Source organism: Mammaliicoccus sp. J-M41, assembly GCF_022385935.1.
Classification (GTDB): Bacteria; Bacillota; Bacilli; order Staphylococcales; family Staphylococcaceae; genus Mammaliicoccus; species Mammaliicoccus sciuri_A.
This window is the reverse complement of record NZ_JAJNIR010000024.1, coordinates 24191-44274: the sequence shown is the minus strand read 5'-3', so window position 1 is coordinate 44274 and position 20084 is coordinate 24191. Positions and strand designations below refer to the sequence as shown.

At 32.4% G+C, this 20084-nt stretch carries 22 protein-coding genes; 14 read left to right on the top strand and 8 right to left on the bottom strand.

Translation table 11 applies throughout. The features are described 5' to 3' along the window. Positions 1 to 140: 140 nt before the first annotated feature. Both murB and LQ686_RS09665 read right to left on the bottom strand, forming a co-directional pair. Positions 141 to 1058: a UDP-N-acetylmuramate dehydrogenase gene (gene murB / locus LQ686_RS09670; RefSeq protein ID WP_025905421.1), complete on the bottom strand. Its 918-nt coding sequence runs from the start codon at positions 1056 to 1058 to the stop codon at positions 141 to 143. Positions 1059 to 1127: 69 nt separating this feature from the next. Next, positions 1128 to 1649 (bottom strand): GrpB family protein, encoded by a 522-nt coding sequence (locus LQ686_RS09665; protein WP_107596544.1) that lies wholly within the window; start codon positions 1647 to 1649, stop codon positions 1128 to 1130. A gap of 96 nt (positions 1650 to 1745) precedes the next feature. Here LQ686_RS09665 and LQ686_RS09660 point away from each other — a divergent pair, with 96 nt between their 5' ends. After that, positions 1746 to 2633 carry an EMYY motif lipoprotein gene (locus LQ686_RS09660; RefSeq protein WP_103361492.1) on the top strand — a complete coding sequence of 296 codons (888 nt, stop codon included), beginning with the start codon at positions 1746 to 1748 and terminating at the stop codon, positions 2631 to 2633. Positions 2634 to 2676: 43 nt separating this feature from the next. Here the strand turns inward: LQ686_RS09660 and LQ686_RS09655 are convergent, their stop codons facing one another. Continuing rightward, positions 2677 to 2910, bottom strand: a complete 234-nt coding sequence (locus LQ686_RS09655; protein ID WP_025905424.1) for a hypothetical protein — start codon at positions 2908 to 2910, stop codon at positions 2677 to 2679. Between the two features lie 176 nt (positions 2911 to 3086). Between LQ686_RS09655 and ytxJ the strand changes: the two genes are divergently transcribed. Beyond that, positions 3087 to 3407 (top strand): bacillithiol system redox-active protein YtxJ, encoded by a 321-nt coding sequence (gene ytxJ, locus LQ686_RS09650; RefSeq protein ID WP_025905425.1) that lies wholly within the window; start codon positions 3087 to 3089, stop codon positions 3405 to 3407. A gap of 101 nt (positions 3408 to 3508) precedes the next feature. Further along, positions 3509 to 4630, top strand: a complete 1122-nt coding sequence (locus LQ686_RS09645) for a glycerate kinase (protein WP_107572603.1) — start codon at positions 3509 to 3511, stop codon at positions 4628 to 4630. Between the two features lie 49 nt (positions 4631 to 4679). On the opposite strand, the gene pepT is transcribed toward LQ686_RS09645, so the two are convergent. The 4 genes from pepT to gdpS all read right to left on the bottom strand — a co-directional run bounded on the left by pepT (position 4680) and on the right by gdpS (position 8357). Further along, positions 4680 to 5906, bottom strand: a complete 1227-nt coding sequence (gene pepT, locus LQ686_RS09640; RefSeq protein WP_025905427.1) for a peptidase T — start codon at positions 5904 to 5906, stop codon at positions 4680 to 4682. A 36-nt stretch (positions 5907 to 5942) separates the two neighbouring features. Further along, positions 5943 to 6407, bottom strand: a complete 465-nt coding sequence (locus LQ686_RS09635; protein WP_025905428.1) for a threonine/serine exporter family protein — start codon at positions 6405 to 6407, stop codon at positions 5943 to 5945. Positions 6408 to 6420: 13 nt separating this feature from the next. Then, positions 6421 to 7188, bottom strand: a complete 768-nt coding sequence (locus tag LQ686_RS09630; protein WP_107565265.1) for a threonine/serine exporter family protein — start codon at positions 7186 to 7188, stop codon at positions 6421 to 6423. A 98-nt stretch (positions 7189 to 7286) separates the two neighbouring features. Continuing rightward, positions 7287 to 8357 carry a GGDEF domain-containing protein GdpS gene (gene gdpS, locus LQ686_RS09625; RefSeq protein WP_239733298.1) on the bottom strand — a complete coding sequence of 357 codons (1071 nt, stop codon included), beginning with the start codon at positions 8355 to 8357 and terminating at the stop codon, positions 7287 to 7289. A gap of 256 nt (positions 8358 to 8613) precedes the next feature. Between gdpS and LQ686_RS09620 the strand changes: the two genes are divergently transcribed. After that, complete coding sequence (locus LQ686_RS09620) at positions 8614 to 9669, top strand: glycosyltransferase family 4 protein (RefSeq protein WP_025905431.1); 1056 nt, start codon at positions 8614 to 8616, stop codon at positions 9667 to 9669. A 6-nt stretch (positions 9670 to 9675) separates the two neighbouring features. On the opposite strand, the gene LQ686_RS09615 is transcribed toward LQ686_RS09620, so the two are convergent. Further along, a complete protein-coding gene (locus LQ686_RS09615; protein WP_025904518.1) occupies positions 9676 to 10326 on the bottom strand; it encodes a YigZ family protein in 651 nt (216 codons plus the stop codon). A gap of 80 nt (positions 10327 to 10406) precedes the next feature. Here LQ686_RS09615 and LQ686_RS09610 point away from each other — a divergent pair, with 80 nt between their 5' ends. The 10 genes from LQ686_RS09610 to LQ686_RS09565 all read left to right on the top strand — a co-directional run bounded on the left by LQ686_RS09610 (position 10407) and on the right by LQ686_RS09565 (position 19994). Beyond that, positions 10407 to 10922, top strand: coding sequence for a hypothetical protein (locus tag LQ686_RS09610; protein ID WP_107565263.1), 516 nt, complete (start codon positions 10407 to 10409; stop codon positions 10920 to 10922). A 73-nt stretch (positions 10923 to 10995) separates the two neighbouring features. Then, positions 10996 to 11862, top strand: coding sequence for a fatty acid kinase binding subunit FakB1 (fakB1, locus tag LQ686_RS09605; RefSeq protein WP_107565262.1), 867 nt, complete (start codon positions 10996 to 10998; stop codon positions 11860 to 11862). A 55-nt stretch (positions 11863 to 11917) separates the two neighbouring features. Further along, the gene (locus LQ686_RS09600; protein ID WP_239733296.1) at positions 11918 to 12370 is read left to right on the top strand and encodes a DEAD/DEAH box helicase family protein; all 453 of its coding nucleotides are present in this window, start codon (positions 11918 to 11920) and stop codon (positions 12368 to 12370) included. A gap of 9 nt (positions 12371 to 12379) precedes the next feature. Next, a complete protein-coding gene (locus LQ686_RS09595; protein WP_107572605.1) occupies positions 12380 to 13204 on the top strand; it encodes a helicase-related protein in 825 nt (274 codons plus the stop codon). Further along, complete coding sequence (locus LQ686_RS09590) at positions 13201 to 13884, top strand: ComF family protein (protein ID WP_107565261.1); 684 nt, start codon at positions 13201 to 13203, stop codon at positions 13882 to 13884. Before LQ686_RS09595 ends, LQ686_RS09590 begins: the two co-directional genes overlap by 4 nt. Before the next feature lie 48 nt (positions 13885 to 13932). Further along, a complete protein-coding gene (gene hpf, locus LQ686_RS09585) occupies positions 13933 to 14505 on the top strand; it encodes a ribosome hibernation-promoting factor, HPF/YfiA family (protein ID WP_037588746.1) in 573 nt (190 codons plus the stop codon). A gap of 166 nt (positions 14506 to 14671) precedes the next feature. Then, positions 14672 to 17203: a preprotein translocase subunit SecA gene (gene secA, locus LQ686_RS09580; RefSeq protein ID WP_239733294.1), complete on the top strand. Its 2532-nt coding sequence runs from the start codon at positions 14672 to 14674 to the stop codon at positions 17201 to 17203. A gap of 12 nt (positions 17204 to 17215) precedes the next feature. Continuing rightward, positions 17216 to 18326 (top strand): peptide chain release factor 2 gene (gene prfB / locus LQ686_RS09575; protein WP_239733293.1). Its coding sequence is split into 2 segments (ribosomal slippage): positions 17216 to 17287 and positions 17289 to 18326, totalling 1110 coding nucleotides; the frame shifts between segments, so codons are not numbered across the junction. A gap of 143 nt (positions 18327 to 18469) precedes the next feature. After that, positions 18470 to 18790 carry a cytochrome c551 gene (gene cccB, locus LQ686_RS09570; protein WP_025904526.1) on the top strand — a complete coding sequence of 107 codons (321 nt, stop codon included), beginning with the start codon at positions 18470 to 18472 and terminating at the stop codon, positions 18788 to 18790. Between the two features lie 319 nt (positions 18791 to 19109). Beyond that, complete coding sequence (locus tag LQ686_RS09565) at positions 19110 to 19994, top strand: LysM peptidoglycan-binding domain-containing protein (protein ID WP_025904527.1); 885 nt, start codon at positions 19110 to 19112, stop codon at positions 19992 to 19994. Positions 19995 to 20084 lie beyond the last annotated feature (90 nt).

Genomic DNA, 20084 nt, shown 5'->3' with positions numbered 1-20084 from the left:
AACTATAATAAAGTTAGAATTCAACAAAAACTAGGCTACTTATCCCCTATAGAATATAGGGAATTAGCAGCCTAGAAAATAGTGTTTTTATCGAGCTCCCTTAGTAAGGGTGCAGTGCCCGATGTCCCATGCTTTTTTATTTATTCTAAAGGTTCTCCGATGATTCGAACTTCTCTTTTAAGTTCTACACCAAATTTTTCTTTAACGACTTTTTGAACGTGTTTAATGATGTTCTCATAGTCTGTAGCAGTTCCGTTATCAACATTAACGATAAATCCAGCATGTTTGGTAGAAACTTCTACACCACCTATTCTATGGCCTTGTAATTCAGCGTCTTGAATAAGTTTACCAGCAAAGTGGTTTGGTGGTCTTTGGAACACGCTTCCGCATGAAGGGTATTCTAAAGGCTGTTTATCTTCACGACGTTGTGTTAGATCATCCATAGTCGCTTGAATGGAATGAATGTCACCATCTTGCAATTTAAAAGTTGCTTCTAGTACGACTAGGTGTTTACGTTGAACAATACTTGTACGATAGTCCAATTCTAAGTCTTCACCTTTAATGATATGCAACTGACCAGTATCATCGACTGCTTTAATATGGTCGATACAATCTTTGACTTCACCGCCATATGCACCAGCGTTCATATATACTGCGCCACCGACAGATCCAGGTATACCACAGGCAAATTCTAAACCAGTTAAATGGTGATCTCTAGCACGTCTTGAAACATCAATAATTGCTGCACCGCTTCCACATGTAATAGATTGATTTTTCACCGTTATTTGATCGAATTGTAATAAGCTTATAACAATTCCTCTTATACCACCATCACGGATGATAATATTAGAACCATTCCCCAAAAATGTAAGTGGAATTTGATTGTTATAAGCAAATTCTATTATCTTTTGTACTTCTGTATAAGAAGTAGGTGATAAGTAGAAATCTGCATTGCCACCAGTTTTTGTGAAAGTATATTTTTTAAGTGGCTCATTTACTTTTATAAGGGATTTTGGGAGAAATTTAGAAAGCTCCTCCAAAATTGTATGATTCTCCAACGCACGACGTCCTTTCTGTATTATGCTCTCACATTATTATATCAAGATTTATCATCTTAAGCGAATGGGTTATTTTTTATGTTTTTGAACAAGTTGTTGAAACCATTTTTGTTTTTGAGCTTCGTAATCTTTTATACTATTTGCTTCAAGTAAAGCAGCTTTCTTAAATGATTCAAATGTTTGTATGACATCTGTATTATTTGTTAAAAGTGACTCTACAGTTAAATAATCATATAACATTTGATTGTTTTGTTCAACAATATGTAAACGTGCTGTTTGCTTCAAGCTTATCATGTCTTGGAATTGAGCCATCATGACTTTTTTATTGTAACCATTATGTAATCGATATATGCGGTGATAATTGAGTCTTTTTTCGTCAAGGCTTGTAATATCGTGAAGAGACTTAACTGTAACAAGTACATCTACGATAGGTTCTGTAACATATTGTGTTTGTTTCGTACCACCGATATGGAATACATCTATCACTGGCGTATCAAGTAAATGTATTAATAATTGTTGAATACTTTCAAAATTTAGTTTAAAATCATCTGATGATTGTAGTTGAATAAAGGGTTGTGGAAGTTTAAGCATAATAGCTCCTTTCTAAAATCCATGCATGAATATACTATATAACATTTTCATTATCCATGAAATTATGTATAATACAAGTGAAACAGGGGTGCAATGATGAAAATTAAATTATTTTATTTAATGATATTTGTTCTTGTTTTAATTATTGCAGCTTGTGGTAACGAATTACATTCAGATCTTCAAAAGTATAAAAGGGAAATGAAACCTATTTATAAAAAAGAGAATTCAATTCTGAAAGATATAGATAAATTAAGATTAAATCAGTTAGATCAACTTATTGGTACGGAAGTAACAGTTGAAAAACGTAAAGAATTGAATGAACTTCAAGATAAACTCGAAAAGCAAATTATACCTGAAGTTAAAGATCTTAGTAAACAAGCTCATAATATAAATGTAAGCACAAATGAGGTTCAAGATGCTCATAATATTTACATGAGTAATATAGCAAAGAAAGAAAAAACGTTAGAAGAATTAAATGAGTATATTTCATTATTTAAACAATCCATCCAATCTAATGAGAAAATATTAGATTATACAGATGTATTTGAACAGAATAAATCAGATGCAGAGAAAAATGCTAAATTAGCTAAAAATAATCCTGAAGATAAAGAAGATTATGATGCACTTGTTTCTGTTATTGATAAGAATAGTGAAGAATTAAGTACGAAAGCTAAATATTTAAATGATACTCAAAATGTGCAAGATAGAGCGGACTATATTGAGAAAGATATTATCCCGCTATTTTCTAAAAACATTAAATCGCTAAATCAAACGAATATTTCATCTAAACGTGTTAATCAAATGAGACAAGCTCAAATTGAAGTGTACTATACTTTAATTAATTACTATAAAGAACGTAAAAAAGGCATTCTTATTGAAGATAAACTTCAAAAAGTTCAAGTACAAAATGGCGTAAGTTCTCAATTTAGTTACTTAGGTAAAGATGAAAAGTACAACAAAGCGATAGAAAGATTAGATAAGTAAAACACACCAAAAACATTGTTTTATGTAATCGGTGTGTTTTATTTTATTGCTTATCAATTGGATCTTTAGGTTTGTCTTTGTTGCGCTTTGATAAATATATATTTTTACCTATAAGTGAAATGAACCATATAGAAAATGCTATTACAAGAATATACGATAATGCAGGTTGGTTTTTAAAATCAAATAAAAATAAGACAGAAATAATAAGTAAACATGCATTGATCGTATCAATCATACCCCATCTTTTAATAAGTACGGGTGAAGTATTTTTGGACAAATTTCGCACCTCCTTAATATATATTAACAAGTATACCAAAATTGTCTTGTGGTTAATATTATAGATTACGGGTAAAGATAATAAAGATAATTATTAAAAATAGAATTTGCCATATAAATGGATAAATGATATAGTGTTCAATTGTATTGGTTAAATTATGATAGAGGTGAATTAAAATGGTCGTGAAATTAACTTCCATCGATCAATTTGAAAAAGTACTCAATGATAATCCAAACGTATTTGTTATGAAACATAGCAGTACTTGTCCTATTTCAGCAAGTGCATATGATCAATTTAACAAATTCTTATATGAAAGAGATATGGATGGTTATTACTTAATTGTTCAAGAAGAAAGAGAATTGTCTGATTATATAGCTGATAAAACTGGAATCAAACATGAATCCCCACAAGCATTTTACTTTGTTAATGGTAATGCTGAATGGGATGCAGATCATGAAAATATCACAGTCGCAAGTTTATCGAAAGCAGAAGAGTAAGTGAAACATATGCAAACAGTCTGATTGGACTGTTTGTTTTTTTGTTAATTGAAGTAAAAAACAGTATAATGAATTAAGATAAAAAGCATGAGGTGAAAATTATGAGAGTATTAGTTGCGATGGATGAGTTTGATAGTATTTTATCTAGTTACCATGCAAATCGATTTGTCGAAGAAGCAATAAAGTCTCAATTTAATGAAGCAGATATAGTACAAGTCCCATTATTTAATGGTCAAAGAGAAGTTATAGATTCAGTATTATTATGGCAATCTGGCACTAAATATTCAGTGGATCATCATGACGCTTATATGAGACCAAAGTCGTCTTCATATGTTGTAACAGAGAAAGATATTATCGTTATAGAAGCGGGTAAAGTCTTAACTTCAAGTGAGGATATTATTAAACCACTTGAAACTTCATCATTTGGACTAGGAGAAGTGATTTTAGAAGCGCTGAATGAAGACAGCAAAGAGATGCTAATTTCAGTCGGTGATGTCGCAAGTTACGATGGTGGACTTGGTATGTTACAAGCATTAGGTGCTAAATTCTTTGATGCTGAAGGTAGTTTTATAGATGTTAGCAAAGGTGCTAAATGGATTAAATATATAAGAACAATTGATTTATATGATTTAGATAAAAGGTTAAAAGATAAAAATATCAAAGTCATAACAGACTTTGAATCGAAGTATTATGGTAAGAATAGTCGCATCATGAAAGAGCAAGCAATCAATCAAATTGCTATTGAAGATGCTGTCTCAATTGATAATGCTTTATGGTATATAAGTGAATTATTTAAGAACCAACATAAAATCTTATTAGGTAAAGAAGAACGCGGTGGTGCAGGAAGTGGCTTAGCTGCCTTGTTTAATAGTCTATGGGACGCGCAACTTGTTACAGGTGGAGATGTCGTAAATGAGCTTACTTATTTAGATAAGTTGATTGAACAAGCTGACTTAATCGTATTCGGTGAAGGATTGAAACCTAATCAACAATTGTTAGAAACGACATCTGTTAGAATTGCTGAACTTTGTAACAAATATCAAAAAGTCAATATTGCGATATGCGCAACAGATGAAAAGTTTGATCAATACTTAGAACAAGATGTAACAGCAATGTATAAAGTATTTAATAAAGATCAATATTCAATGAGTGATTTAGAATTAGGTATAGCTTTAAGACATTTAACAACACAATCGCTAAGATTATTAAAAGCTAATATATAAAAATAAGAGCCTGAGACACTGTAATTGTCTCAGGCTCTTATATATTGTTTTAAGACTGTTGCTCAAATTCTGATACGATACCGACTATCGTATGGACTGCTTTTTCCATAACATCAATAGAAGCATACTCAAATGGTCCGTGGAAGTTTGCGCCACCTGTAAATAAATTAGGTGTTGGTAATCCCATGAATGAGAGTTGTGAACCGTCTGTACCACCTCTAATAGGTTCAATAATAGGTGTCATACCTAATGATTTAATAACTTTCTCAGGTATGTTTACAAGTTCAGGTTGTGGTTTGATTTTTTCACCCATATTGTAATACTGATCTTTGATTGTTACAGTAATCAATTCTTGATCATATTTATGATTTAATACTTTTGCGATATCTAATAAATGATTTTTTCTACGTTCGAACTGTGCTTTATCATGATCGCGAATAATATATTGTAGCGTTGCTTTCTCAACAGTACCTGACATGTCAGATAAGTGATAGAAGCCCTCATAGCCTTCAGTATGTTCAGGTACTTCATCACTAGGCAATTGGTCATTAAATGCCATTGCTAAAGTATTAGCATTAACCATTACATCTTTAGCAGAACCTGGATGTACGTTTACACCGTTAACTTCAACGACTGCAGAAGCGGCATTAAAGCTTTCGTATTGTAATTCGCCTTCTAAACTACCATCTAAAGTATAAGCAAAATCAGCGTTAAATCGTTCAACATCAAAATGATGTGGACCTCTACCAATTTCTTCATCTGGTGTAAAGCTGAATCTAATCTTGCCGTGTTTGATTTCAGGATGTTCTAATAAGTAAATGATCGCTTCCATAATCTCAACGACACCAGCTTTATCATCAGCGCCTAGTAAAGTTGTACCGTCTGTTGTCATTAATGTATGACCAATCACTTTTTCAAGTTGTGGGAAAGTCTTCGCGCTTAATACTTTATCAGTATTACCGAGTGTAATATCTTCTCCGTTATATTGCTCTACAATAACAGGATTAACATTTGATGCATGGTAATCTGGAGACGTATCAATATGTGCCAATAACCCTATAGTAGGTACATCCTTTTCTGTATTTGACGGTAAAGTGGCCATTAAATACCCTTTATCGTCTACGTCAACTTCAAGATTTAATGCTTTAATTTCTTCTTCGAGCATACGGATTAAATCCCATTGCTTTTCAGTAGATGGTGTACTTTCACTTGCTGCATCAGCTTGTGTATCTACTTTTACATATCTTGTTAATCGATCAATTAGACGTTGTTTCAAATTGCTCGCTCCCTTTACATCTATTTACGTTATTTATTATACGCTTTTTTGTTTCTTAGAAGCAAAAGAATGTTTTGCTCTGACATAGATTTGAAAAATGATTTCAGAGCATAAAATACCAAACGCGATCGCACCAGAAATAAGCGTCGCTTGTAGTGTTGTATTAATGGCAACATCATAATTGTTGATTACTAAGTTTTTAGTTGCATCATACGCTAAGCCTCCTGGAACGAGAGGGATAATACCGGCAACTATAAAGATAATCATTGGACGCTTGTAATAGCGACTCATAATATGACTCATTAACGCTAAGGCAAAGCTACCATAGAATGATGCTTGTACTTTATCGATGCCAAAGTCTAACGAAATGGTATAAATCATCCAGCCCATCGCACCAACAATACCACATGCTATTAATAGTCTCTTAGGTGCATTAAAAATGACAGAGAAAAATAACGTTGCGGTAAAACTTAACAAAATTTGATATATATAATCTAGCATTTAAAGCACCTCCTTAACTAAGTAGTAATACGATTGCAACACCAGCACCAATAGCAAATGCCGTAAGTGCCGCTTCTACACCTTTAGATATACCTGCAAGCAACTGTCCTGCCATTAAGTCTCTGATTGCATTTGTAATCAAGACACCTGGTACAAGTGGCATAACAGACGCGATTGTAATTAAGCTTAAATTCACGCCAATAAAGAAATTCACACTAATGGTTGCGATTGTAGCAATAATTAATGAACTAATAAATTCTGTGAAGAATTTAATTCTTATCGTATTATGGACGAGGGACATCGTTAAATATCCAACACCACCTGCAATCAATGAAGGGATGACTTCAGCTTGTTTACCACCAAACATAGGTAAGAAACAGGCTGATGCTATCGCTGCAGCTAATACTTTTAACCAAAATGGAAATTGTAATGAAGCATGATGTAAATGGATCAGCTCTGATTTAGCTTCATCAATCGTGAGTTCATTGTTAGCTATCTTACGTGATATTTGATTCGTTAAAGAAATTTTCTCTAAATCGGTCGTACGTTCATCTATTCTAATCAGACGTGTGTTTGTTCTGTCATTAAGCGAGAATATAATCGCGGTAGATGTTACAAAGCTATGTGTATTTTCTAAACCATAACTTGTAGCGATTCTTGCCATTGTATCTTCAACTCGATATGTTTCTGCGCCACTTTCTAAAAGTATGCGACCGGCAGTCATGACAACATCAATGATTTTATTTTCATCTATAATCGTGAAGTCTTGTATCTCTTCCATAGTAACCTCCAGTTTCGTATTGAATTTTATGTAAATAATCAAATTAAAAACAATTCAACAAAAAACATAGAATTGCTAGAGGCAATTCTATGTTCAGTTTATAACTTAATAATTGGATTGAACATTACTTTGTTTTGACCTTGTAATTTGGCTTCATGTAACATATCATCCGCATCTTTAAATACGCGACGTTTCGATTTGTTATCTTGCTCACTTAAATAGCCTACACCAATTGAAACAGATAGTTTAATTGTTTCTTTGTTAGGTAAGTGGAAAGTAGATTGTTGAACGCTATCTCTAATGCTTTCCGCTAATTTAATAGCACTATCTAATGTTTCGCCAACAAGAATAATTGAAAATTCTTCTCCGCCGTTACGAAAAGCTTTAACATCTTTAGGTAAATAGTTGATTAACAATTGCGACATTTGTTTTAAGACCGCGTCTCCAGCCTTATGAGAATATGCATCGTTCACGTCTTTAAATCCATCAATATCAATCAATAATAATGCCATAGATTGGTCTTGTTCAGTTATTTGTTCAGTCGTCTTATTTAAATAGCGATCGAACTCTTTAACATTTCCTAAACCTGTTAAGTAATCAACGGATTCTTCATTTTCATATCTTGAAATTAAATTTTTCAAGATCCAAATGTCTCTATAAACACTTGCACTAATAATACTTAGGATAAAGGAAACTGGCACAAGGAACAACCATTCATTGAGCCATGCATCAGGATTTAAAAAGATAAGTGTTATCGCAATAATCATAATGCTGATTAAATACAATAATTGAATACTCACGAAATCACTTTGTTTAAGAAAAGGACCTATCATCCCAACAACAATTGCAATAATCAGTAAATGGATATCTTCTAAAAAAGGTGTACCCATTACAAATATGTCAAATAGTACAATAACTACGGCACTTAAAACAGAAAAAAATAAATTAGTAAATCTTCCTAAGAAGAGAATAGGTATAAAACTTAAAGAGAATGCATAGTCATGATACTGTATAGGATTAGATATTAATAATATTGAAACACCAGTCATTAAGATGGTGATATAATTTTGTGAAAAAGTCACAGTTCTCGTTTCGCTATATTGTATTCGATGGTATAGATAAAATGCTGCAATAGTTACAGATATATTGAATATAATTGCTTGTATCATTTAACACCATCCTTCATTTAGTAAGCCATATGATATTGTAATCTATTAGATTGCTTTTGTCACGATATAACAGGTTATTTTGTTAAAAAAGTTTCTTTTTTCACATGTTTGCTTATAAAGTTAGTTTATACGTAAAAATATTTGATTTCAAAAATGTGGTATACTATTGTTTTTATAGCATGTAGAATGAAATTTTGATATTCTAGAAGTAATGTTTTAATCAAATTCGGTGCAACTACAAAATGAAGGTGACTCAATGTTTACTTTACAACTAATATTACTAACTATGATTGTAAGTTTAATACTAACACCTTTAGTTATCGTTCTTTCTATTAAAATTGGTGCTGTTGATATGCCAAATGTTAGAAAAGTTCATACTAAACCCGTATCAGTATTAGGTGGCTCAGTCATTTTAATATCTTTTCTCATCGGTTTATGGTGGGGGAAACCAGTAGAACATGAAACAATTCCTATTATATTAGGTGCGATTGTTATCTATATTATAGGATTAGTAGATGATTTGTATGATATGAAACCACTTGTTAAATTAGCAGGTCAAATTGCTGTATCTTTAATCGTCGTTTTTAACCACGTCACATTAGATTTTATTACATTACCATTTGGTGTAGTAATTGAATTTGGAATCTTTAGTATTCCAATGACAATCTTCTGGGTTGTTGCAGTAATGAATGCAATCAACTTAATAGACGGTTTAGATGGCTTAGCTTCAGGCATATCATGTATCGCTTTAGTAACAATAGGATTTATCGCAATATTACAGCAGAACATCTTTATTATGATGATATGTAGTGTGTTAATAGGATCATTATTAGGATTCTTAGTATTTAACTCACATCCTGCTAAAATTTTCTTAGGTGACAGTGGGGCATTACTATTAGGTTATATAATCGGTGTGTTATCACTATTAGGTTTTAAGAACATTACATTAATATCGCTATTCTTCCCAATGGTTATACTAGCAGTACCATTTATCGATATGTTATTTGCAGTAATACGTAGACTACATAATCGTCAATCTATCGTTCAGGCAGATAAATCGCATTTACACCATAGATTATTAGATTTAGGCTATACACATAGGCAAACCGTCATATTAATTTATATGATTGCCATCTTATTCAGCATATCAAGTGTCATCCTTTATTTATCACCACCATACGGCGTATTAATGATGTTTATAATGATATTAATAACAATAGAATTAATAGTAGAATTTACAGGACTCGTAAATGCAAATTACAGACCAATATTAAACTTATTAACAAGAACAAAGTATAAAAAAGAACGCTAATGTCGATTAGCGTTCTTCTTCTTTATTATATGGAAATGGTAGTGCGATGATATCTTGTCTGTTTAATTCGTACTTACCTTGGTTGACTTCGTTTAGGAAATCAATAAATGGTTCTTCTTCTGATGCTATTACATGTATGGTGTATGTTACTTTGTCTGTATATGCAGTATCTACAAGTTGATAATCAGTTTGTTGTAACTCATGCTCGAAGCGTCCTGTTTGATCATAGTCTAATGTTACTTCGAATGGTATTGCATCTAATAAAATAATTCTGCCGACTTCTTTAATAACTTGGCTGACTGCACTTCCATATGCACGTATTAATCCACCTGCGCCTAATTTAATACCACCAAAATATCTTGTAACGACAACAACAACATTATGGAGTTGTTGTTTTTTTAATACTTCTAACATAGGCACGCCTGCTGTTCCTGATGGTTCACCATCATCATTTGCTTTTTGGATAAGCATTGTAGGACCGATAACATAGCTAGAACAATTATGTGTTGCATCATGATGTTCTTTTTTCTTTTGTTGTATGAATGCTTTCGCTTCTTCTTCAGTTTCTGCAGGATGAATGCTCGCGATAAATCTCGATTTATTAATGACAATTTCAGTTTCATGTGCTGATTTGATTGTAATTAGTCCTTCTGCCATGTTAATACTTCTCCCTTTACATCGTAATCTGTTACGATTATTATATACTATTGAAATTAGTCGGGAAAGGATTGTATGAATTGAAGAATAAATTATTGATGTTGTGCTTAGTGTTGTCTATCGTGTTAGCAGCTTGTGGATCCAAAGAAGAGGAGAAACAAACGACTGACGAAGCGGATGATAGTCAAGGTGTCCTATTAGATGACAAAGGAAATCCGAAAGATGCGATTCAAGTAAATAAAGATACTGAAAAAGCAGTCAAAGAAGCTATTGAAAAAAATAGAAAATCTTTAAATGATGGTGATGTAGAAGCTTACATTAAAACAATCGACACAGATTCAAAACAACTAGACGTTAAAGAGGAAGAAAAAGTGTTGAAAGATACACTTAAAAGTTATAAATTCGATAAAAAAATATCCAATATTAAGTTTTTAGAACAGAAAAAAGATCAAGTGGTTGTATTCTATAATGTGGAAACAACAGCTCATCCTAAGAATGGAAGTAAAGATGAGAAAAAAACATTTAACGAAGTTGTGACGCTTGTTAAAAAGGACGGCACATATAAATTTTCTAAAATGGCACAGGCAGCAATTTAGTTCATAAACTTCTTTTCAAATAACCAAGAATTAGATATGATGAGTATGGAAGAGAATCAAGGAGGATAATTTTATGAAGATTGCTGTTATAACAGATTCAACAGCATATTTAGATCAAGCATATATAGATAAATATAATATTAGAACAATGGCGCTTAATGTTATATTTAATGATGAAGTTTATAAAGAATTGTCAGAGATAAGTACAGAAGATTTCTATAAAAGAATGAGAAATGAAAAACAATTACCGACAACATCTCAACCAGCTATGGGTCAATATGTGGAATTACTTGAGAGTTTGAGAGACGAAGGATATACAGATGTGATTGCAGTTCACTTATCAAGTGGCATAAGTGGTACATATCAAACAGCTGTGACGTTAAACGATATGGTAGAAGGTATAAACGTACATGCATTTGATTCTGAAATCTCTTGTTCAGTACAAGGTTTCTATGCTTTAAAAGCAGCTCAACTTATCGAACAAGGTATGACAGTTATTGATAATATTCTAGAACAATTAGAGACTATGAAACAAACAACTAATGCATATTTTATAGTAGATGATTTAAATAACTTGAAAAAAGGTGGCCGCTTAAATAGTGCACAAGCATTAGTTGGCACGATGTTACAAGTGAAACCATTGTTACACTTCGTTGATACAAAAATTGTCCCTTACGATAGAGTGAGAACAAAGAAAAGAGCAATGAAACGTATTGAAGAACAATTAGCTAAAGAAGTTGAAGGTTATAAAAACTTATCTATTGTTATTATTGAAGGAAATGATAAAGAGACAGCACTTTCTTGGAAAGCGCAAGTTGAAGAACAATTCCCTGATGCACAAATTATAATGAGTTATTTTGGACCAGTAATTGGGACGCATTTAGGAGAAGGTTCATTAGGTTTAGGATTCACAACGACCGAATTAGATTTAAGTATATAATATAACTACATCACAAAAAGCCCAGGCTTTTTGTGCTTTTTTTATGGAGGTTAGTATGAAATTATACGGACGTATATGCCGAGATTTAAATGATATAACGACTGAAAAAGTTAAATATACTAAACCTGGCGTGTCTTTAGTTCAAGGTAAATATATTTGTAATCAGTGTGGAAACAAAGATCAAACATTGTTTTATCAATATTTTTGCCACCATTGCAAGCAAATTACAACCTATTGCAGATATTGTATTGCACTTGGTAAAGTTCAAAGTTGTAAAGACATTTATTTCATTGAGAGTTTGCAAGAAAAATCAGAATGTCGTTATCAATTGGATTTTGAATTAAGTGAACAGCAACAACTCGCATCCTCTAAAATTAAAGACGCTATTTTAAAGCAAGATCAGTTATTACTCCATGCTGTGACAGGTGCAGGTAAGACAGAAATGATATTTGAAGGTATATCGCAAGCTCGAAAAAACGGTATGAATGTTGCAGTTGTATCACCATGAGTAGATGTCGTGAAAGAAGTTTATTTAAGGCTGATAAACGCATTTAAAGATGAGCACATTGATTTAATGTATGAAGGACAATTCGCTCAGTTTAACAGTTCGTTTGTCGTATCGACTGTCCATCAACTTATACGCTATGACGGACATTTTAATGTGGTCATCGTTGATGAGGTAGATGCATTTCCGTTAGAAATGGATAATCAACTGATGCATACCATTCGAAAAGCTTCTTTAGAACAATCTAGTCATATTTATTTAACTGCTACACCTAACAAGCAACTTCTTTCTATATTTAATCACAATCAAATAATTAAACTCCCCGCAAGATATCACAAACATCCATTACCGATTCCGGAATTTCAATTTAATAACATTAAAGAAAATAAACTCAATCAGAAGTTACTTGCGTTTCTTAAATCCCAAATAGAACAAAATAGAAAGACATTTGTCTTCTTTCATAATATTCATTATATGGAACAAATATTTAAAGTATTTCAATGCTACTTTTCAAAAATTGAATATGTATCCAGTCATGATGAGATGAGGCATGAAAAGGTTACGCGTTTAAGAAATGATGAAATAGACATTATGTTTACGACGACAATATTAGAAAGAGGCGTTACGTTAGAAAAACTAGATGTCGTCATCGTGCACACAGAAAAGTTTACAAGTAGTGCCATCATTCAAATTGCAGGTCGTGTTGGTCGAAAATTATCTTGTCCGAGTGGCAAGGTGTTGTGTTATCACGAAGGTATCACACGAAATATGATACAGGCGAAGCGTGAAATTATTGAAATGAATGATTTAGCACGAGAGAAAGGATGGTTAATTTGAATAAGTGCATAATTTGTCAAAATCATATCAATGAAGTGATCGATTTGTTAAATCTTTTTTCAAGGCAATCTACAACATGTGAGCAATGTGCCAATCAATTAACATTTAATCATGAAGCAAGACGATGCGAAAAATGCTTAAAAATAATGTCTGAAGAAGAGGAGGATTGCTTAGATTGTCAGTGGCTTTCAAATAAATATCCATTAATTAATCAACTATATACCTTGTATGACTATGATGGTCTTGTCAAAGCGCTCATACAACAATATAAGTTAAATGGGGATGTTGCACTCAATCAAGTATTTCAATTACCACCGAAATTATTTAAACATTATGATTATGTTATTCCGGCACCTATTCATCCTAATAAGTTAGAGCAGCGAACATTCGATCATGTAACAACGGTATTGGATAATCAAAAAATTAAATATATACAGATTTATGAAACTGAAGAAAGGCAAAAGCAATCAGAATTAACTAAATTAGAAAGGTCATCTCAACATAATCCATTTAAAATAAATAAGGACATAGACTTTGAAAATAAGAGAATATTACTCGTAGATGATATTTATACAACAGGGTTAACCATGCATCGCTTAGCGGAACTTTTATTTATTAGAAAAATCAGAAAAATAGATGCCTTAACATTTGCAAGAGCGGTAAATAATGATAAAATATAGGTAGGAAGAAACACAAGAGAAATTGAGCGTTAAAGGAGTCGGTGTTTTATGATCAGATTTGAAATTCATGGTGAAAACATCACAGTGACTGATCCGATAAGAAATTATATTGAGGACAAAGTAAGTAAACTAGAAAGATATTTTACTAATGTCCCAGAGGCGATAGCCCACGTTAAAATCAAAACTTATCAGGATTCTAGAAGTAAAATTGAAGTAACTATTCCGTTGAAAGATGTTACTTTAAGAGCTGAAGAAAGACATGAAGATTTATATGCTGGAATCGACTTAATAACTAACAAACTCGAAAGACAAGTACGTAAGTACAAAACTAAGGTTAATAGAAAGTATCGCGATAAAGGGCGAGATAAAGATGTCTTTGCAGTAAGTCCAGATTCAGCTGCACCTGAAGAAGTTGAAGAGAATGATAGCGATAATGAAATTGAAATCATTCGTTCTAAGCAATTTGCTTTGAAACCAATGGATTCTGAAGAAGCAGTATTACAAATGAACTTACTAGGACATGATTTTTACATCTTTACTGATGCAGAAACAGATGAAACAAGCATCGTTTATAAACGTAAAGATGGTAAATATGGATTAATTGAAACTTCAATACAATAAAAATCATTCACACGAACTGGTGCAGAATTTCTGCACCAGTTTCTTTGGGTATTGATAGCTTTTAATCTACAGAGGTGGTAATCTTAAATAGTGTAAAAAGAGATATAAACGTGATATGATATATTGTTGTAAGATTACTAGTTTTCTAGTTGAAGGAGAGAACAAAATGGGTTTTTTATCAAAAATAGCTGATGGTAACAAACGAGTTGTTAAATCACTCGGAAAATTAGCAGATCAAGTCATCAATTTAGAAGATGAAATTGCTAAATTAACAGACGCTCAATTAAGAGAGAAGACAGAACAATTCAAAAAAGAATTGTCAGAAATAGAAGATTATAAAAAGCAAGAAAAATATTTAGATAAAATACTACCTGAAGCATATGCAATCGTAAGAGAAGCATCTACTAGGGTATTTAATATGACACCATTTAAAGTACAAATAATGGGTGGTATTGCCATTCATCGTGGTGATATTTCAGAAATGAAAACTGGTGAAGGTAAAACATTAACAGCAACAATGCCAGTTTATTTAAATGCGCTAACAGGTAGAGGCGTTCATGTTGTTACAGTCAATGAATATTTATCAAGTTCACAAAGTGAAGAAATGGCGCAATTATATAATTTCTTAGGTTTATCAGTTGGACTTAATTTGAATTCAATGGATACGGATCAAAAGCGTGAAGCATATGCAGCAGATATCACGTATAGTACAAATAATGAACTTGGATTCGATTATTTAAGAGACAACATGGTTACGTATAAAAAAGACCGTGTTATGAGACCTCTTAACTATGCCATCATTGATGAGGTTGACTCAATTTTAATTGATGAAGCGAGAACACCACTAATCATTTCAGGTGAAGCAGAAAAATCAACAACGTTATATACACAAGCTAACGTATTTGTAAAAATGCTTAAAGGTGAAGATGATTTTAGTTATGATGAAAAAACTAAAGCCATCACATTAACAGAACAAGGTATTGATAAAGCTGAACGCATGTTCAAAATTGATAACTTGTTTGACGTGAAACATGTTAACTTAATGCATCATATTAATATTGCATTAAAAGCAAATAGAACAATGTTTAAAGATAAAGATTATGTTGTTGAAGATGGCGAAATTATGATTGTCGACCAATTTACAGGTCGTACAATGCCAGGTCGAAGATTCTCTGACGGATTGCATCAAGCAATTGAAGCAAAAGAAGGTCTAGAGATTCAAAATGAATCTAAAACAATGGCATCTATTACGTTCCAAAACTTCTTTAGAATGTACAACAAATTATCAGGTATGACAGGTACAGCTAAGACGGAAGAAGAAGAGTTCAGAAATATTTATAATATGACTGTTACGCAAATTCCAACAAATAGACCGATACAACGTATAGACGAAGCGGATTTAATTTTTGCATCTCAAAAAGGTAAGTTTGATGCAGTTGTTAAAGATGTAATCGAGCTTCATAAGAAAGGTCAACCAGTTTTATTAGGTACAGTTGCGGTTGAAACAAGTGAATATATTTCACAACTATTAAAGAAAAAAGGCGTTAGACATAACGTATTAAACGCGAAAAACCACGAACGTGAAGCGGAAATTATTTTAAATGCAGGTCAAAAAGGTGCAGTAACCATTGCAACTAACATGGCAGGTCGTGGTACGGATATTAAACTTGGAGAAGGCGTTGTTGAACTTGGAGGTTTAGCTGTAATTGGTACAGAACGTCATGAATCAAGACGTATCGATGACCAATTAAGAGGACGTTCAGGTCGTCAAGGTGACGTTGGTCGAAGTAGATTCTACTTATCATTACAAGATGAATTGATGGTTCGTTTCGGATCAGAACGTATGCAATCTTTAATGGGTAAATTAGGTATGAATGATGATACGCCAATTGAGTCTAAAATGGTTTCTAGAGCAGTAGAATCTGCTCAAAAACGAGTTGAAGGTAATAACTTCGATGCACGTAAACGTTTATTAGAATACGATGATGTACTAAGAAAACAACGTGAAATCATTTACGGTGAGCGTAATGATATTATTGAAAAAGACGATGTACAAGACATTGTTAAAGATATGATTAAATCATCATTAGAGCGTGGCGTGAACTATCACTTCGCAACAAATGAAGAAGAAATTGATTTTGAAGCACTCGTTCAATATATTGAAGACTCATATGTACCACAAGGTGCAATTAAAGTTGACGATATTCGCGGTAGAGATTATGAAGATATCGTAGAAATTGTATTAGAAAAAATTAAAACACAATACAAAGCTCAACAAGAAGACTTTGGTGATCAAATGTCTGAATTTGAACGTATGATTGTGTTAAGAACAATAGACCGTAAATGGACTGATCACATTGATACAATGGATCAATTACGTACAGGTATCCACTTAAGATCTTATGGTCAAATCAATCCACTAAGAGAGTACCAAAATGAAGGTTTGGATTTATTTGAAACAATGTTGAATGAAATAGAAGATGAAGTAAGTAAATACATTCTTAAATCAACAATTGACCGTGGTGAACAAGTTGAACGTGAACAAGTTGAAATAGGTGAAGCTAAACATGTGAGTGCGAACGATGGTAAAGAAAAAGTTAAACCAAAACCTATCGTCAAAGATGAACAAGTTGGCCGAAACGATCCATGTCCATGTGGTAGTGGTAAGAAATATAAAAACTGTCATGGTCAAGCATAAAGGAGTAATTTTATGGAATTAACGGAAATTAGACAAACATTAAATAAAAATAATGAAAAATTAATGAATATCAGGGGGTCTCTTTGACTTAGAAAATAAAGAGACGAACATTCAAGAATACGAAGAAATGATGGTTGATCCATCATTCTGGGACGATCAGAATAAAGCACAAGACATCATTAACAAAAACAATGTATTAAAGTCTGTAGTCGGTGATTTTCATACATTAAATCAACAGATTGAAGATTTACTTACAACTGTTGAACTTTTACAAGAAGAATATGATGAAGATATGCATGAAATGCTTGAGCAAGATTTAAAAGCGTTACAAACAGACATCGATCAATTTGAATTGAAACTTCTACTTAATGGTGAACATGATGAAAATAACGCAATATTAGAATTGCATCCAGGTGCAGGTGGTACAGAATCTCAAGATTGGGGTTCAATGCTACTTAGAATGTATCAACGTTTTGCAGAACAAAAAGGATTCAAAGTGGAAACGTTAGATTATCAAGCTGGAGATGAAGCGGGCATTAAAAGTGTCACAATTCTTATCAAAGGTCATAATGCATATGGATATTTAAAAGCTGAAAAAGGTGTCCACAGATTAGTGCGTATTTCTCCATTCGATTCATCAGGAAGACGTCATACATCATTTGTATCTTGTGATGTAACACCTGAATTTAATAATGAAAAAATAGAAATAGAAGTTAATTCTGAAGACATTACAGTCGATACTTATAGAGCATCTGGTGCAGGTGGACAGCACGTCAACACGACTGATTCAGCTGTTCGTATTACACACCAACCAACTGGTATCGTCGTAACATGTCAAAATGAAAGATCACAAATTAAAAACAGAGAACAAGCTATGAAAATGTTAAAAGCGAAACTCTACCAAAAAGAACTTGAAGAACAAGCAGCAGCTCTAGATGAAATTAGAGGCGAACAAAAAGAAATTGGATGGGGTAGTCAAATACGTTCATACGTATTTCATCCATATGCTATGGTTAAAGATCATAGAACTAATGAAGAAACAGGTAATACAAACGCAGTTATGGATGGGGACTTAGATCCATTTATCGATGCATATTTAAGAGGTCAAATTAATGAAAAATAATTTAAAGCAAGAAGCTAGGATGATTTTAAATATCCTAGCTTCTTTTATGATAATTAAAATTGTGAATTATTGAACAAAATGATGTCAGACGCTGGTTTACATGGTAAAATATAGTTGATAATAAAATGAATGGAGTGTTATACATGAAAATCAAAATGGGCATGATTTCTGTAATAGCATTATCATCGTTAGTATTTGCAGGATGTGGACAATCAAGCGATGATAGCAGCAAAGAAGAATACAGTTCACAAGGGGAAAAAATCTTTAAAAACAATTCTTGCGTAGGATGTCATGGTAAAGATTTAGATGGTGCATCTGGACCATCACTTAAAAAAGTCGGTGCCAAAATGTCTGAGTCAGATATTGAAAAAATTATCAACGAAGGTAAGGGGAATATGCCGAGTCAAGTTGTAGATGAGAAAGAAGCAAAAGAAGTTGCTAAATGGCTAGCTAAACAAAAATAATCATTTATATTCAATTTGTATATAAATTGGAAATTTTAACGTTGGAAAACATATGTAATTTAATTGAATATTGATAAATAAAAAAGACGATGTTAATTGTGTGTAAATAATTAACATCTCTTTTAAAATGTCTACATGACAGTATTTAGTAACATTTTTATCTATAAAATTATAGAATGTTAACGTTTATATTACAGATTTGTAACAATACAATATTGCGATAGATATTGTGCTATATTATTTCCAGTATTAATTGAGAAACATCATATAAATTTAAAATATAAACGTAAATACATACACTTCGGGAGGATATTTCATCATGAAGAAGACTTTCATTACATTAGCATCTGTTACAGCTTTAACAAGTTTAGCAAGTTCATCTGCTTATGCAGCTGATATTAAAGTTAAAGAAGGACAATCATTAGAGAATATTGCAGAAGAATATGGCACATCAGTATCTGAAATTAAATCATTAAATAATATCGACGTAGACGTTAAAGAAGGACAAACATTAAAAGTATTAGAAGATAACATCTATACAATTCAAGAGGGAGATACACTTAACAAAATAGCTGAAAAATTTGATGTTAATGTATCAGACTTAAAAGAATGGAACAATTTATCTTCAGATTTAATTTTAGTAGGTGATGAATTAAAAGTTGCAGCAGAAACTTCAGAACCAACTGCTGAACCTACTAGTTTGACAGTTAGTGCACCTGAATCTCCTGCTCAAGAAGATTCATTATTAAGATACGTATTTGAACAAACATCATATGGTAATGTATACAATAGTGAAGATTCAGTAGCTTATGTTGCACCGACATTTAACTACAGCCAATCAACACAATATACAGAACCAGTTTCATACAGCCGACCAAATTCTGGTGGTGGAAGTAACTTATACACTTCTGGACAATGTACTTACTATGCATTTAGTAAACGTCCAGATCTAGGTAATACTTGGGGTAATGCTAACAACTGGGCTAATGCAGCAGCTCAAGCTGGTTACACAGTAAACAACAGCCCATCAGCTGGTTCAATTTTACAATCAACTGCTGGTGGATATGGACATGTAGCTTATGTAGATAAAGTGAATGCTGATGGTTCAATTCAAGTTTCTGAAATGAACTATCAAGGTGTTGGCGTTGTATCTTCACGTACAATTTCAGCATCAGCAGCTGGTTCATATAATTATATTCATTAGTTTTTATAGTAATTTAATAAATAAGCAAGTAGTTAATTCAGTTTAAGAATTTTAACTATTTGCTTTTTTTTATCATTATAGTTGATATAA